Raw genomic sequence first — 13,982 nt, 5'->3', positions numbered from 1 at the left:
GGATATGAATCCATCACCCTCGCTGCTTTGTGAACACCCTTTTCTAAAGGGAATGTCAGAACCCTTTATCCACAAATTATCTGCAATAGCCACTCATTTGTCCTTTAAAGCACAGAGCTATCTCTTTGTAGAAGGCCAGAAGGCAGATAAATTTTTCCTTTTACAAAAGGGGCTTGTTGCTCTCGAAACTTATTTTCCTGAAAGGGGCATCTTGGTCATACAAACTGTCGGGATAGGACATGTCGTAGGATGGTCATGGATATGTCCTCCTTTTCTTTGGCACTTTTCCGCTCGCGTAATCGATCCTGTGGATGCTTTTGTTTTTGATGCAACTTGTCTTAGGCAAATGATGGAAGAAGATCCTTCCTTTGGTTATGAGATAATCAAAAGGATCATTCCTTTGATGCTCGAAAGGTTACAAGCAACCAGACTCCAATTTCTTGATATTTATGGACCACCTTCCTGATTTTCCAGAAAATCCATTCATTCCTAAACCTTTTGTTATCGAAGAAAAAAAGAGAGAATCCCCCTCTGTTTTTAGTCTTTATCTCAGGCCGATAGACCAATTGCCCTTTTATTTTCTTCCTGGACAATTCAACATGCTTTCAGCTATTGGAGGGGGAGAAGCGGCTATTTCAATCGCCAGTGATCCAACCAATCCTCATATTCTTATTCATACGCTTCGCATCGTAGGGAACGTGACGAAGGCATTAAGCAAACTTGACAAAAATGATTTTGTACTAGTTCGAGGGCCTTATGGTAGAGGTTGGCCAATAGATTTAGTCAAAAGGAAAACATTAATCCTTGTTGCTGGCGGAATTGGACTGCCTCCCCTTCTGCCACTCCTTTATATCGCTCAAAAAAACAAGGGGTATTTTAAAAATCTGATACTTCTCTATGGGGCTAGGACAAAGGACGATCTTCTTTTCATGCCTTTACTTTATAAACTGAAAGCAGAGCAAATAATCACCCTACATGTTTCAGTGGACCGTCCTAGCCGGGATTGGAAAGGTCAGTTTGGCACAGTGACAGCCCTTATTCCTTCCATTAGTTTTGATAATAAAGAGACTTTTGTGTTCAGTTGTGGCCCTGAAATTATGATGCGGTTTATGGCCAGAGCGTTCATTCAAAAAAACCTCCCTAAAGAACATATCTTTTTTTCTATGGAAAGGAATATGAAATGTGCTATAGGAATTTGTGGGCATTGCCAGCTTTCACCCTTTTTTATATGCAAGGATGGCCCGGTTTTCCCATATGAAAAAATTGAGCACTTATTGACCGTTGAAGAGTTATAATGAATAATATACCCTTTTAGCTAAGTCCAAAGGCGCCTCTACTTCTTGCTTTTGCTGCTTTCTAGACATCCTAAGAATATATTCGTTGCTTGCTTATCCCTCATATGTCCATAATATTTTATTAATCACTCGCTCCCTATTTATCGAGACAATGAGACTATGGTGATGAAGAAGCTAGCTGTTTGGAAATTTACATCCTGTGATGGGTGTCAGCTTTCCCTATTAGATCTTGAAGATGAGCTTTTAGAAATAGATAAAAATTTTGTTATCTCCTATTTTTTAGAAGCCAGTAGTCGGTCCCCTGATCCACCATTCGATATATCTCTTGTCGAAGGCTCAATAACTACTGAAGAGGCGAAAAGAAAAATCATTGAAATACGAAACCATTCTTCCATTTTGATAACAATAGGAGCCTGCGCAACAGCTGGAGGCATTCAAGCACTAAGAAATTTTGCTTCTCTCCAAACAGCAAAAGAAAGAGTTTATCCTCAGCCCGAACTCATCAATGTTCTTCCTACCTCTTTACCTATCTCCCAGTATGTACAGGTAGATTATGAGCTTCAAGGCTGTCCTATCAACAAACAACAACTCCTTTCTGTTTTATATTCCTTCCTGTTTGGATTTCGTCCATCTTTAAATTCTGGAAGTGTTTGTATGGAATGCAAAATGAGAGGGACTCCCTGTGTTATGGTGTCTTCCAAGACACTATGTCTTGGCCCAGTAACTCATGCTGGATGTGGAGCAATTTGTCCAAGCTTTGGAAGAGGTTGTTATGGCTGTTACGGACCAAAAGAAACGCCGAATAGTCCCTCTCTTTCTCGATGGGCAAAAGAAAAATTATCTATTGAGTCAACAGTTTTAAAACAGGCTTTTCATACCTTTAATTGTATAGCCGATGGATTCAAAAGATTTGATGAAGAAGACTGAGCCACAAAAGATCCTATCTGTTTCTGCCTTGGCGCGAGTTGAGGGAGAAGGTGGGCTTTTCATTAAAATGGACAAGGGGAAAGTTACAAGCTGCGAATTGAAAATCTTCGAAGCTCCTCGATTTTTCGAGTCGTTATTGATTGGAAGGAATTTTCATGAACCTCCTGACATTACTTCAAGAATCTGTGGAATCTGTCCTGTTGCTTATCTCATAAGTTCCATAGCAGCGATTGAAGATGCCTGTCAGGTTCAAATTCCCGAATATATCTGGAATCTTCGCCGACTGCTCTACTGTGGAGAATGGATTGAAAGCCACAGCCTACATGTTTTCTTTCTTCATGCCCCGGGGTTTTTGGGGTACCCAAGTCTTATGGAAATGGCGAAGGATTTTCCTAAAGAGGCTGCATGGGCACTTCAAATGAAAAAGGCAGGCAATACGCTCATCCAGAAGATTGGTGGCAGAGAAATTCATCCTGTAAATGTTCGCATTGGGGGATTCTATAGTTCTCCCAAAAAATTAGATCTTCGATCCCTTCTAGATATTCTAAAAAGAGGCTTGGACTATAGCCTATTAGCCTTACAATGGATTGGTTTGAAATTTAATTTTCCTGATTTCAAGAGGAATTATACCTATGTAGGATTAAAACATCCTAAACAATATCCAATCGAAAGAGGGATAATCAGTTGTGGTGAGTCTCAATTCAATGCCAAGGAATTTGAAAAGAATTTTATAGAAGAACAAACAACCTATTCGAATGCTCTTAGGTGGAAGGCTACCGATTCTCGATCCTGTCTTGCTGGTCCACTGGCTCGATACCATTTAAACTATTCTTTGTTACCTGCCTTTTTACAAGAAAAGCTGAAAGAAATTGGCTTGGAATATCCCTGCCATAATCCGTTCCAATCTATGCTAGTCAGATTAGCTGAAATTACATATGCCTTTTACGAAGCTATAAGGCTTATAGAAGATTATGAACCTTTCTCTCCTTCTTTTATTCCCTTTGATCCGAATCCACAAACTGGGTATGGAATTAGCGAGGCTCCACGTGGCCTTCTATACCACAAATATGAACTTGATGATAAAGGTTGCATTAGAAAAGCAAAAATTGTTCCTCCTACCTGTTTTAATCTCGCATCTGCAGAAGATGACTTAAAAAAGTGGATCGAAACCCATTCTGAAGATTCCATTGAAAGAATGACGCTTGATTGCGAGCAAATCGTTCGAAATTACGATCCTTGCATCTCCTGTGCTACTCATTTTCTAAAACTCCACATTTGGTAGGGCTGCAAGTTTTCCCAATTTAACAGAAAAGTTTGAAGGCATTGTTTGCTGCCCTCCTTTTGGAATTATTCTATAAAGGTTGATTTAAAAGGCCAGCAATATGCAATTTGCGCAGCATGGAACGTTTTTTTCTCTGATGAGTTTCCATTCTTTTCAAAATGTCTACCAGTGATTTTACCGCTTCAACAATATAAGGCCCTTTATTGAGCATGACACATTCCGATCGTTGAGCCATGGCTGCATCAGTCACTTCAGCTCTAGAAGGAATCCCAGTTTTTGCTAAAGACTCCAAAACTTGAGTAGCCCAAATGACTGGAATGTGCGCTGCTTCAGATATCCAAAGGATTTCTTCTTGAACCTCAGCCAGTCTTTCATAGCCACATTCGACGGCAAGATCTCCTCTAGCAATCATGACTCCAACACTGCGATTTTTCATTGCTTTGAGTAAAATTAAAGGTAGGTTTTCAAAAGCTTTTCTAGTCTCGATTTTGAGGATTATACCTAAATTCTGTATTCTTTCGTTGTTCAAAGCCTTTTCAAGATCATCTATGTCGGATGGTATCCTTAAAAATGAAATTCCAACAGCATCAGCATGCTGACCAATAAAGGGTAGAATCTTAAGATCTTGATCAGTTATTGCAGAAATTTTGAGATCTGATACAGGAAGGTTTATGCCTCTATCAACACGAAGTTTTAAGCCTTTAGAGGGAGCATGTGTGATCTCTACGACAGCTCCATCGCCATCGCATTGGAGTATTCTTCCTCCAATTTTCCCATCATCGAACCAGATTGGTTCATCCACCTTCACATCAAGGAGAATTTGTGGCTGTGAAATCCACAGCGTACCAACTATACCTTCTTGCTTTATTCCTTTTGTAGGGGATTGGCCACCCTGAATCCATAGTCTATCATTTTTCTTGACTAATAGAAAAGGTTGTTGCGGAGAAAGACTTTTTAGAGTCGTAGCCCTTTGGGATAATTCTGGGCTATCAGGAAGATGAACGAAAACAATACCTTCTTTCAGATAACCTGTTTGAGTGGAATAAGAAAGCCATCCCCTTCCGACTACATGATCGACTCTAAGAGTTCTTGCTTTTCCTCTAGCATCAAAAAACCTGACAATATCTCCCGCTTTTAGCCCATCAATCCATTCTTTATCGAATTTCAAAAACAAATCTGCTTCTAAGATTGGATCAGCCATGGATTCATCCTTACCAATCCAAACTTTAGCGGGTTCTATTATTCTTCCAAAGGGATCTCTTAATGGTCTAAAAAAACACGCTTTAACAGATGGATCTATTGCTACGATCCGCAACTTCGGCCCAGGTAAATCCATCACTATTTTACAGGAATATCCTAATTCTTGAGAGAGTCTGCGGCTATTTTCAATCATCCGAATCCATACATCGGGAGAATCATGGGCACAGTTGATTCGAATTACATTCATGCCCGCATTTAGAAGATCCACAAGAAGCTTCTGATTCTCAGCAGCTTCTGTTGGCAGGGTAACCATAATACTGGATTGACAGCCTGGATGAGGTTCTCCTAAAAGTCTTCTCGTGTTTCGTAGAAGCAATTCAGCGCCCTCTTTCCGACTGATATGCTTGGTCGGAGAATGTACTTTTTTCCCCAATGCATTGAGAACATTTTCAAGACTCCATAAGACGCAAGATTCAGAACGTCCCAAAGAAGATATACCTATATCAGTGAGTTCGTCTTGGATCAGGCGAAGGTCAAAGCGACGTAACGCTAAATAATGAATAAGGTTTGCTGCACTTAATCTGTTGTCTTCATGGACAGAGTAAATAAGATTTTGATGAGCCTTTTCAGCTTGAAGAATTTCGTTGTATAGATCTACCAAAGAATTGATAAGTTCTGCCCGGCTCATGGTTTCTCATACCCTTGGGAAAAACCTCAGGGGGTTCCTTTTTAACCAAAAATCCAAAAGTTTCTTCTTTTTCATTATGCCAAAGCATTCTATCCCCATTGAATCCATTCCCTCTGAGAACACTTTAACAGTACCGATAAAATATAGCCGTTGAAGAGCAATTTCCCAAAAGAAACAATTGAGCTAACAAATCCTAAGATTGTTGCATTACATTGGTAGGGAAATGGTTAAAAGATCCTCAATTTTCCAGATTCTTAATTCATATGCGCCATTTTTAGAATGCTCAGCACCTACTATCATTTTATAGCTTCATGCAGAATGGGGGCCGCGCCCATAGGCAGCTAGCGGGAGTGCTATCCTCCCTCTTGTCCTTTCAGCCAAGAAAAGTCACCTCGTAGCTTTTTGGAGCCAGAATCGAACCTATTACTTTTTGATTTCAGTTCAAAAATTGTGGTATGGTTTGGCTAGTTTTAGTTGGCGGTTTCTATGAAAAGGCTAGATTTAAACAGCTGATCTTGGAACTTCTAGCAGATGACGAAGGTAAGCTGAATACGTGGAATTCCCCATCTTTTCTATCTGAGAATGAAGTTCCTGAGGCCCAATCCATCCTTTGTGGTAGGCTATCTCTTCTAGACAGCCAATTTTTAATCCTTGCCTTTGCTCTATGGTTTTCACAAACAGTGAAGCATCATAGAGCAGATCATGCGTACCTGTATCCAACCAAGCTATCCCTCTTCCCAGCAGCTCAACCTCAAGACTGCCCTCTTCTAAGTATTTCTTATTGAGATCAGTTATCTCCAACTCGCCTCTAGCCGATGGCTTCAGTTGGCTAGCAAAAAAAGAAGCCCTACCGTCATAAAAATAGATCCCAGGCACTGCAAAGGAAGATTTTGGTTTGGCAGGTTTTTCTTCTATCGATACAACTTTCATAGATTGGTCGAATTCCACAACACCATAAGCAGAAGGGTTCGAAACATGATAGCCAAATATTGTCGCCCCATGTTTTTTTTGCGCTGCTTTGTTTAAAGTTGCACTTAAGCTGTGTCCATATAACAAATTGTCACCAAGTACCAAACAAGAAGGCCTTCCATTGAGAAATTTCTCACCGATAAGGTAGGCTTCGGCAAGTCCATTAGGATAAGGTTGTACCGCATAGCTAAAATGGAGTCCGAATTGTGAACCATCTCCTAAGAGCCTTTCAAACAACCCTATGTCACGAGGGGTTGAAATCAACAGTATGTCTCTGATGTTTGCCAACATCAATATGGAAATGGGATAGTAGATCATCGGTTTGTCGTGAATTGGAAGCAGTTGTTTGCTAAGAGATACAGTTACTGGATAAAGCCTGCTTCCAGTTCCTCCAGCAAGGACAATACCACATCTTTCCATAACTTCCCCATTCTTTATTCCTTTAGGTTGACTCAAGAAAATTCAACTTTATGCATTATTCCCTACCGATCGATAGAGTCCTTGTCTTTTTAATAGATACCCTCTATCCAATACTGACTGAATCCACTCTTTATGTTGGACATACCATAAAATCGTTTTCCGCAACCCATCCTCCAATTCTACCTGAGCCTCCCATCCCAATTCATTTTTCATCTTGGCGACATCGATCGCATATCTTAAATCATGACCTGGTCGATCAATTACAAAACGAATGAGCTCAGCATACTTTCTTCCAGAAGATCTTGGAAAGAGTTCATCTAATTGGGAACATATTTTTTGAACAAGCTCGAAATTGGTCATTCCCTTTCCTTTAGCAATATGATATACCCCTCCAAGCCTTCCCCGATTTAGAACTCTCCATATGCCTGCACAATGATCTTCGACATAGATCCAATCTCTAACATTCAACCCTTTTCCATACACAGGGAGTTCCTTTTCCTCCAACGCATTACAAATCATATGTGGAATCATTTTTTCTGGATGTTGTCGAGGTCCGTAGTTATTGGAACTATGGGTAATTATCGCTGGAAATCCATAGGTCTTATGATAGGCAAGGACAAAATGATCTGAAGCTGCTTTTGAGGCTGAATAGGGACTGGAAGGATCATATACTCCGCCCTCTTTTACAGGGGGAGCCTCCAATGGAATGGAGCCATAGACTTCATCTGTTGAAATGTGCACAAACCGAAATTTCTCCCTCTCTTTTCTAGAAAGAGAAGAGACATAATGGAAGGAACTCTCCAAAAGTTTAAAAGTCCCAAGAACATTGGATTGCACAAAAATTTCTGGATTATCGATCGATCGATCCACATGCGATTCAGCTGCAAAATGAACAATCGCGTTAATCTTCTCCTCGAATAAAATGTTAGAGACTATTTTTTGATCACAAATATCAGCTTGTATAAATACAAAATTATCTCTTTTTTGAAGTTCTTTTATATTTTCAATCGATCCAGAATAGCCAAGCTTATCGATAACGATTATTTTTTCTATCATGCTTAAAGGCTCATTTGAAAAACAATAATCACAAAAATTGGATCCAATAAAACCCGCCCCACCAGTAACAAGAATTTTCATTACAAAGATTCCTTATGTTGTATTTTTAGTTGCAATAAGGCTTCAGAGCGAGAACCCCAACTTATATACCATGTGAGAGATAGTTGTAAAGCATTCATTTGAGACTTTCAAGAAAAGCATCCCTTAGCCTTTTTCCAGAAAATTCACTTTTTAAACAGCTAAGAGCTCAACATTATATCATTGGCTAAGAAAGGCCTTTTGCCTTTTTTTATATCAAAATAATATGATATCCGGAAGTTGTTCTTGGCTTGCTAAAACGAACACCTATAGGCACCTATCAAATTGCCAATTATTGCCTATGGATCGTAAAGTACCACTGCGAAGAACTGAAATAGAAAGTACTCGCAAGCCATTGATCTTTGAATACAGCAATCTATTCGACTTCCACTTATTGGCCGTGGAGAGAAACAAGGGCGTTGTATATCAGCTCTACCATTATGAGCAGTGGAATTCCTGTTAAAACTTCTCGAGGATAGAGTTCGCTTAAAGGGAAAGAATGCTTTCCAAAACTTAATAGGCTGTCTCATCAGAAACAACAAATGGGCAGTCCGCTGCGTTCAGCTCTCATGAGATGAAAAATAGCAATTCTTCCAGCTAACCTTCTCTCCCCTCTCCATTGAGAGCGGGCCCCCTCCCCACCATTCCATAACAATTCAGTCATTAGTGCCCAACCGTTCGTTTATGATTTTTTGAGCATATTTTGCCAAAAGATCAAACTCCAGGTTGACTTTGTCTCCCGGTCTTTTGGTCCGTAAATTTGTATGGTTTAAAGTAAAGGGAGTGATCCAAACACAAAAACTTTCATTAGTTATCTTCCCTATAGTCAGACTAATCCCTTCAACGGCAATTGAGCCTTTAGGAACCATATAGCATTTAGCAAAGGAAGGATAATGTATCCATATCTCTTTTTCCTCTCCTAATTTTTCGACCGCACATATGGTTTGCTTGCAATCCACATGGCCTGTAACAAAATGGCCCCCGAACCGATCGCTCATCCTTAGAGGAAGTTCCAAATTTACTTCTTCGCCCATTTTCAATTCTCCCAAGGTGGTAGCACGTAGAGTTTCTTCAAGAATGAAAAACTGCACCTCCTCTTCCATTATCTGCGTAACTGTTAGACAGCAGCCATTGACTGCAAGGCTCATTCCTGGCTTTAATTCAGCAGCAAGACATCCTACTTTTATGCTGAGGGTTTTGTTTTTTGAATCAGGTAGCCGCTCAACGATTCCCATCGATTCGATAATCCCTGTGAACATCTTAAACCTTAATCGTTTCTTTTTCTTTAATCTTTAAAAGTCTATCCAATCCCTCATCGAAGATTCCATCCTCCGCTTACAATGAGATGAGAGCCAGTAATATAACTCTGTTTTTCATCCAAAAAAAATTTTACTCCACGCCATATATCTTCAAAGGTACCATATCGGCCAGCTGGAATTTTACTAAGTGGGGGAAGTCCTTGGCTGTTTTCAAGATAACCTGGAGAAACGACATTAACGGTGATGCCATAACGGGCATTTTCCCTAGCAAAGGATTTGGTTAAAAGATACACTCCTATTTTGCCTAAATGATATCCAAGTGCCATTTCCCTACTTCCGATTCGGTCACAACTCGAATCGCCTATATTGACAATCCTTCCTCTGCCTGAAAGCCTTAAAAGAGGCAATGAGGCAAGAGTGGTAAATAAGACCGCGCTAGCTGTAGAATTAATTCCCCGAAACCAATCCTTTTCTTCTGTTAATTCTAGAGGAACGGCATCATAGACACCAGAATTATTGATGACCGCATCTAGTCGTCCAAAAACTGCCCTAATTTTATCAATAATTCCCCTTGCTTCGTTCTGTTTAGAAAGGTCTGCTTGAACCGTGAGCGCCTTTTTTCCTTCCTTTTCAAATTCCTTTTCCAAAGCAAAGGCTTGTTCTTCACTTTTGTAGTAGTGGATGACGACACTCCAATCTTCCGAGCTAAGCTTTCGGCACAAATAGGCTCCTAATCCTTTAGCCCCCCCAGTGACCAAAACGACTTTCTCTTTTCCTATCATGGCTATGTGGTTATGAAGAAATTTTTCTTTTACTCATTGTAAAGAAAAAACAATTTATTCATTTTATTTCGATGAAGTCTATTTCATATTTTCCTATTCAAGTTTTTCTTTCCCATTCCTTATCAGCTTGGGAAGAAAGAAAATATAACTGTCTTGTACATGGTGAAATAGACCCTATTTTTCATTATTCGACTGCATGGCAATCTTTTCTATGGAAAAGAGTCTTCGAACGTTATTCGCCTTTTAAAGATGCGCAAGGTTATCAGTTTTATAAAGATACACTGAAGAACGTTATTCCCTATCTACAGGCATCTCTTCCCTATGAACTTATTAGTTTGGGATGTGGAACAGGAGAAAAAGATCATATTTTTCTCAATGAACTGCTAACAATCGCCAGCGAGCTGAACTGGATTTGCATCGATACAAGCTTACAACTTCTTCTTGAAGCCTGTATCCATTGTCCAATCAACAAAGAGAAAATAACCCCCATTTTATCCGACATTCTTTGGAAAGACACACTCGAAGCTTTACAAACAGATCATATGAAACGAAGAATTTTTACTCTTTTTGGGATCCTACCCAATATCGATCCTTTCTTGCTTTTCAGAAGCCTCGAATCAGTCCTTTCATCAAATGATTATTTAGTTTTAAGCGCCCATTTGGCACCAGTCAAAACCGAATCTACAGAAGATTATCTTGAAGGCATTGAATCTGTTCTTGATCAATACGACAATGCCGAAACTCGTTTATGGCTAACAGAAATCCTTCGGGATTGGGGAATAGAGGATAAAACGGAGTTGTTTAACATTTCGATCGGAATGGAAAACAATTTTTTTCGAATTGAAGCAACGGTATATTGGAAGGAAAATGGGTCTATCCCTGTAGGTAGGGGCAAGGAAGTGCCGATAAGCAAAGGCAAGCCATTACGCCTATTTTATAGCTATCGGTTTACAGTGGAAAGACTGGAGGAGTTTTTTTCAAAATGGCATTACAAGGTGCTTGGTCGGTGGATACTCCACAATAAAGAAGAAGGGGTGTGGCTTTTACAACACAAAATGCCAACTAATTAGGCTTATTTTTCAGCTATTATCTGCAGTTTTTCTTTGCCTACAAATACCCATATTCCTTCTCCATAATATGTTTTTGAAGAATCTACAGAAAAAGGAACAAGGGGGGCTGATAACTGACGCCTTCCATAAGTGGTTCTAATAAAAGAGGAAAATGGTAATTGATGGTTTTGGTGAGATCCTAGCGATTGCTCAATCAATAAGTCTATTTGTAAGTCGTTGATGGATGAAAAGTTGTGAGTAGAAAGAGATCGAAAAAAAATATTTTTATTTTTTATTCCTATTAAACATTGTATCTCCCCTCGACTTCTCCCTCGAAAGAGCAACCGCAAGCCTTCGGAATCTCCTAGCCCATTGCACCATTGGTTACCTATCGACTTCTCTTTATAGAACCATTCACCATTTCGAAATGTTAAAGAGGGAGAATTGTATGGAAAAAATAATGCTTTTTGTAGAATTGGCATGAGACGCTCTTCTTCCCATGGCTGTAAGGAGTTAACTATGAAATAATTTTTCTTATTTTTTATAGCCAAAAAATAACCGGATTGTGCCTGCGCAACATAAAGCCATGAGTCAAAAGGATGGGATAAGATTTTCATATCTGGTACGGAAATTATAGCCCCTGGAATTTTGGTAGACGAATGCACAATAGCTAGTAATAGCAGTAGGAACAGATGCGTAATTTTGTTTAAAATAGAGGCTAACAAACCTGAAACAAAACCACTGACTGCCGCTAGAGAACCTAGCAGTACGATCATTTCAGCAATAGGAACCGCGATGATGTTATAGAAAATCCCTAACCAGCAGATGGAGTGAAAGATGCAAAACTCCCATGGCCAGGCTCCTAGCCAAGCGGAGAGTGAAGTTGATAAAAGAAGGCAAAAGGATTTTCCAATCCGATTAATGAATTGCTTGCCTATTGGTGCCAGTTCTGATGGCAAATACGGATCCAGTTTAAAAAAACTATAAAATAACTCAAAAAGTGGCTTTGAAAGAAGCAATAATGCCAAAACAACTGAATAAGAGAGTTCTAAACTTGCATCCATTATTGAAAGAGGATCAATAAGCAAGAAAAGAAGAAGAGTAAAAGCCCAGCAATTAAGTCCACTAACCTTTCTTTTGAGAAACCAACCGATAGTACAATAAACAGCAGCAGAAAAAGCACGGAGTACGCTGGCACTGTTTCCAGATACCATACTGAAAACAAAAAGAACTGGAATAAAACCGAGTGAATATTTCCATCGATTGGTTCCTGTATATTGTAGCAAAAGGATCCAAAACCCCAGCATTATTCCTACATTTTGTCCGCTAACGGCAAACAAATGATAAGTCCCGGCTCGTTTGAAAGCCAGAGCATCCTCTTGGTCAAGTCCGGAAACATCCCCATAAACCATTCCACAGAGCAACGAATGGGCTTTAGGATCTTCAATGCCAAGAGAAAGATTCTTTTTTATCTTTTTTCTTATCTTCTCGATCCAACACCCATAGCTCTTATCGGTATCATCACTGTAAAAAAAAACCTATCCTTACTTAACAATTCAAAACTTATTCCTTTTTCCACCATATACTTATAAAAGTCGCCTTCTCCAGCATTACTCTTTTTATGAGGCAAAATTATTTTTCCACTTACCGTAATCAGCTCTCCACGATGGATTGTACCCTGCCAATCTTCCACTCTACATAAGGCTTTCCCCTTCATTGGGAGCCACTTTTCCCTAGATTTGATTGCCTTGAGATTCAAAAGAAAATAGATAGCTCTCTCTTTTTGTTGAGGAAAACTGGCCACATAGCCTAAGCAATGGAGATTTTGGAAGGCTGCCAACTTTTCCTGAAGCATGGTCATTTCTTTTTCTGCCAAATCCCTATGGATTCTACAATTGAGTAGTCCAAGAAGAAAAAGACTACAAAGACAAAACGCTTCGCTAAAGAGTCGATAGCGACTAGCTTTACTCCATAAAGAGAGGGAAAAAATCAGGCTGCCTAAAAGAAGTCCTAAATTGAACGTACCTTGAGCACCAAGATAGCATCCTGTAGCAAAGAGTATGGCAGGGAAAAAAAGGGGAACCTTTTGCTGCTCTTTTCTATCCATTCCTTTCTTTTGTGCTTCGAATCCCATTTCCTTGCTTTTTATTAATTCCGTAAGATGAAAGGAATGGAGGTGATGAGGAAAATTTGAAATTATTTTTTTATTTTTTTATCTGCTCTCCAAAACCAGAATTGTGGCTTCTGAAATCCCGACGTTTTTCTTAATTGACATCTTTCGTTAAATTGATCAATCATATGCTGGCTTGGCCATGAGGGACCAAGAATTTTTTTTAACTCCATCAAAAACTTTTGCTCATTTTCCGAGCTAATGCATACCTGTTCCAAAAGCGTGGCATCGATACAGAGTAGTTCAAGAATGGCCTTGTCCCAATCGTCCTGGAGATATTCTGTAGGAGGCAACTTCGAAGAATATAGCCCTTTTATTTTATCAAAGAGCCTGGGCAAATAACAAATACCCCCTAATTTTTCCAAGGGATCTCTCATTTCTATCCCCTCAGCAGCACTGATAGGATATTTCTTTTCTTTCCACCCTTCCCATCCTTTTTCCATCCAGTAAGTATTTATGTATCCCATTTCATGCAAAGTATAGGCAGCCAGAATGGATTGCGCCCCATCTTCGCCATAACAAATGATCTTGCTTTCTGATTGTGGTACAATATCTTCCACTTCTTTTTCTAGCTTAGCTCTCTCAATCCAAATAGCCCCCGGAATATGCCCCATGAACCAATCTTCCTTTTTCCGCACATCGATCACCAGGCCACTTTTATTTTGTAAATCTGAAAAAGTATCCTTTAGAGTAATGCTTTTTAGCCTTCTTTTAATTTTTTCTAAATAGGCATTGAACCGAGAATGGAGCAATGAATTGTTCTTGTTTGCCATCCTTTCATTATTCATTCTTTTATCCTTAGCATTT

At 39.5% G+C, this 13,982-nt stretch carries 13 protein-coding genes; 5 read left to right on the top strand and 8 right to left on the bottom strand.

Annotated elements, in window-relative coordinates; all coding sequences use genetic code 11:
- The first annotated feature begins 4 nt into the window (after window positions 1–4).
- From A7Q09_RS01310 to A7Q09_RS01295, 4 genes are all read left to right on the top strand, one after another.
- Window positions 5–466: a cyclic nucleotide-binding domain-containing protein gene (locus A7Q09_RS01310; protein WP_134389525.1), complete on the top strand. Its 462-nt coding sequence runs from the start codon at window positions 5–7 to the stop codon at window positions 464–466.
- On the top strand, window positions 450–1,295 hold the full coding sequence (locus A7Q09_RS01305) for an FAD/NAD(P)-binding protein (RefSeq protein WP_134389524.1): 846 nt from the start codon (window positions 450–452) through the stop codon (window positions 1,293–1,295). The genes A7Q09_RS01310 and A7Q09_RS01305 overlap by 17 nt, the downstream gene beginning before the upstream one ends.
- A gap of 165 nt (window positions 1,296–1,460) precedes the next feature.
- Window positions 1,461–2,222, top strand: a complete 762-nt coding sequence (locus tag A7Q09_RS01300) for an oxidoreductase (protein WP_134389523.1) — start codon at window positions 1,461–1,463, stop codon at window positions 2,220–2,222.
- A complete protein-coding gene (locus tag A7Q09_RS01295) occupies window positions 2,209–3,504 on the top strand; it encodes a Ni/Fe hydrogenase subunit alpha (RefSeq protein WP_244228442.1) in 1,296 nt (431 codons plus the stop codon). The genes A7Q09_RS01300 and A7Q09_RS01295 overlap by 14 nt, the downstream gene beginning before the upstream one ends.
- A gap of 70 nt (window positions 3,505–3,574) precedes the next feature.
- Here the strand turns inward: A7Q09_RS01295 and A7Q09_RS01290 are convergent, their stop codons facing one another.
- The 5 genes from A7Q09_RS01290 to A7Q09_RS01270 all read right to left on the bottom strand — a co-directional run bounded on the left by A7Q09_RS01290 (window position 3,575) and on the right by A7Q09_RS01270 (window position 9,956).
- Window positions 3,575–5,392 (bottom strand): pyruvate kinase, encoded by a 1,818-nt coding sequence (locus tag A7Q09_RS01290; RefSeq protein ID WP_134389521.1) that lies wholly within the window; start codon window positions 5,390–5,392, stop codon window positions 3,575–3,577.
- Between the two features lie 501 nt (window positions 5,393–5,893).
- Window positions 5,894–6,781: a glucose-1-phosphate thymidylyltransferase RfbA gene (gene rfbA / locus A7Q09_RS01285; RefSeq protein ID WP_134389520.1), complete on the bottom strand. Its 888-nt coding sequence runs from the start codon at window positions 6,779–6,781 to the stop codon at window positions 5,894–5,896.
- Window positions 6,782–6,829: 48 nt separating this feature from the next.
- A complete protein-coding gene (gene rfbB, locus A7Q09_RS01280; RefSeq protein WP_134389519.1) occupies window positions 6,830–7,918 on the bottom strand; it encodes a dTDP-glucose 4,6-dehydratase in 1,089 nt (362 codons plus the stop codon).
- Between the two features lie 653 nt (window positions 7,919–8,571).
- Window positions 8,572–9,174, bottom strand: coding sequence for a riboflavin synthase (locus A7Q09_RS01275; protein ID WP_134389518.1), 603 nt, complete (start codon window positions 9,172–9,174; stop codon window positions 8,572–8,574).
- A gap of 53 nt (window positions 9,175–9,227) precedes the next feature.
- Entirely contained in the window at window positions 9,228–9,956 is a 729-nt protein-coding gene (locus A7Q09_RS01270; protein WP_134389517.1) for an SDR family NAD(P)-dependent oxidoreductase, read from the bottom strand.
- A gap of 71 nt (window positions 9,957–10,027) precedes the next feature.
- Between A7Q09_RS01270 and A7Q09_RS01265 the strand changes: the two genes are divergently transcribed.
- Window positions 10,028–11,026 carry an L-histidine N(alpha)-methyltransferase gene (locus A7Q09_RS01265; protein WP_134389516.1) on the top strand — a complete coding sequence of 333 codons (999 nt, stop codon included), beginning with the start codon at window positions 10,028–10,030 and terminating at the stop codon, window positions 11,024–11,026.
- A gap of 2 nt (window positions 11,027–11,028) precedes the next feature.
- Here A7Q09_RS01265 and A7Q09_RS01260 read toward each other — a convergent pair whose 3' ends face one another.
- From A7Q09_RS01260 to A7Q09_RS01250, 3 genes are all read right to left on the bottom strand, one after another.
- A complete protein-coding gene (locus tag A7Q09_RS01260; protein WP_134389515.1) occupies window positions 11,029–12,417 on the bottom strand; it encodes a ComEC/Rec2 family competence protein in 1,389 nt (462 codons plus the stop codon).
- Window positions 12,418–12,485: 68 nt separating this feature from the next.
- Window positions 12,486–13,139 (bottom strand): ComEC/Rec2 family competence protein, encoded by a 654-nt coding sequence (locus tag A7Q09_RS01255; protein ID WP_134389514.1) that lies wholly within the window; start codon window positions 13,137–13,139, stop codon window positions 12,486–12,488.
- Between the two features lie 62 nt (window positions 13,140–13,201).
- Window positions 13,202–13,963 (bottom strand): rhodanese-like domain-containing protein, encoded by a 762-nt coding sequence (locus A7Q09_RS01250; protein WP_134389513.1) that lies wholly within the window; start codon window positions 13,961–13,963, stop codon window positions 13,202–13,204.
- Between the last annotated feature and the right edge of the window lie 19 nt (window positions 13,964–13,982).

The organism is Methylacidiphilum sp. Yel, assembly GCF_004421185.1.
In the GTDB taxonomy this organism is placed as follows: Bacteria; Verrucomicrobiota; Verrucomicrobiia; order Methylacidiphilales; family Methylacidiphilaceae; genus Methylacidiphilum.
Note: the sequence above shows the minus strand (reverse complement) of the source record. Positions and strands in the feature narration are given on the sequence as shown.

Bases quoted from the DNA above. Each gene is read 5' to 3' on its own strand.
- rfbB (WP_134389519.1), bottom strand. From the start codon at position 7,918: ATGAAAATTCTTGTTACTGGTGGGGCGGGTTTTATTGGATCCAATTTT.
- A7Q09_RS01265 (WP_134389516.1), top strand. From the start codon at position 10,028: ATGAAGTCTATTTCATATTTTCCTATTCAAGTTTTTCTTTCCCATTCC.
- A7Q09_RS01290 (WP_134389521.1), bottom strand. From the start codon at position 5,392: ATGAGCCGGGCAGAACTTATCAATTCTTTGGTAGATCTATACAACGAA.
- A7Q09_RS01250 (WP_134389513.1), bottom strand. From the start codon at position 13,963: ATGAATAATGAAAGGATGGCAAACAAGAACAATTCATTGCTCCATTCT.
- rfbA (WP_134389520.1), bottom strand. From the start codon at position 6,781: ATGGAAAGATGTGGTATTGTCCTTGCTGGAGGAACTGGAAGCAGGCTT.
- A7Q09_RS01275 (WP_134389518.1), bottom strand. From the start codon at position 9,174: ATGTTCACAGGGATTATCGAATCGATGGGAATCGTTGAGCGGCTACCT.
- A7Q09_RS01270 (WP_134389517.1), bottom strand. From the start codon at position 9,956: ATGATAGGAAAAGAGAAAGTCGTTTTGGTCACTGGGGGGGCTAAAGGA.
- A7Q09_RS01295 (WP_244228442.1), top strand. From the start codon at position 2,209: ATGAAGAAGACTGAGCCACAAAAGATCCTATCTGTTTCTGCCTTGGCG.
- A7Q09_RS01310 (WP_134389525.1), top strand. From the start codon at position 5: ATGAATCCATCACCCTCGCTGCTTTGTGAACACCCTTTTCTAAAGGGA.
- A7Q09_RS01255 (WP_134389514.1), bottom strand. From the start codon at position 13,139: ATGGGATTCGAAGCACAAAAGAAAGGAATGGATAGAAAAGAGCAGCAA.
- A7Q09_RS01300 (WP_134389523.1), top strand. From the start codon at position 1,461: ATGAAGAAGCTAGCTGTTTGGAAATTTACATCCTGTGATGGGTGTCAG.
- A7Q09_RS01305 (WP_134389524.1), top strand. From the start codon at position 450: ATGGACCACCTTCCTGATTTTCCAGAAAATCCATTCATTCCTAAACCT.
- A7Q09_RS01260 (WP_134389515.1), bottom strand. From the start codon at position 12,417: ATGGTTTATGGGGATGTTTCCGGACTTGACCAAGAGGATGCTCTGGCT.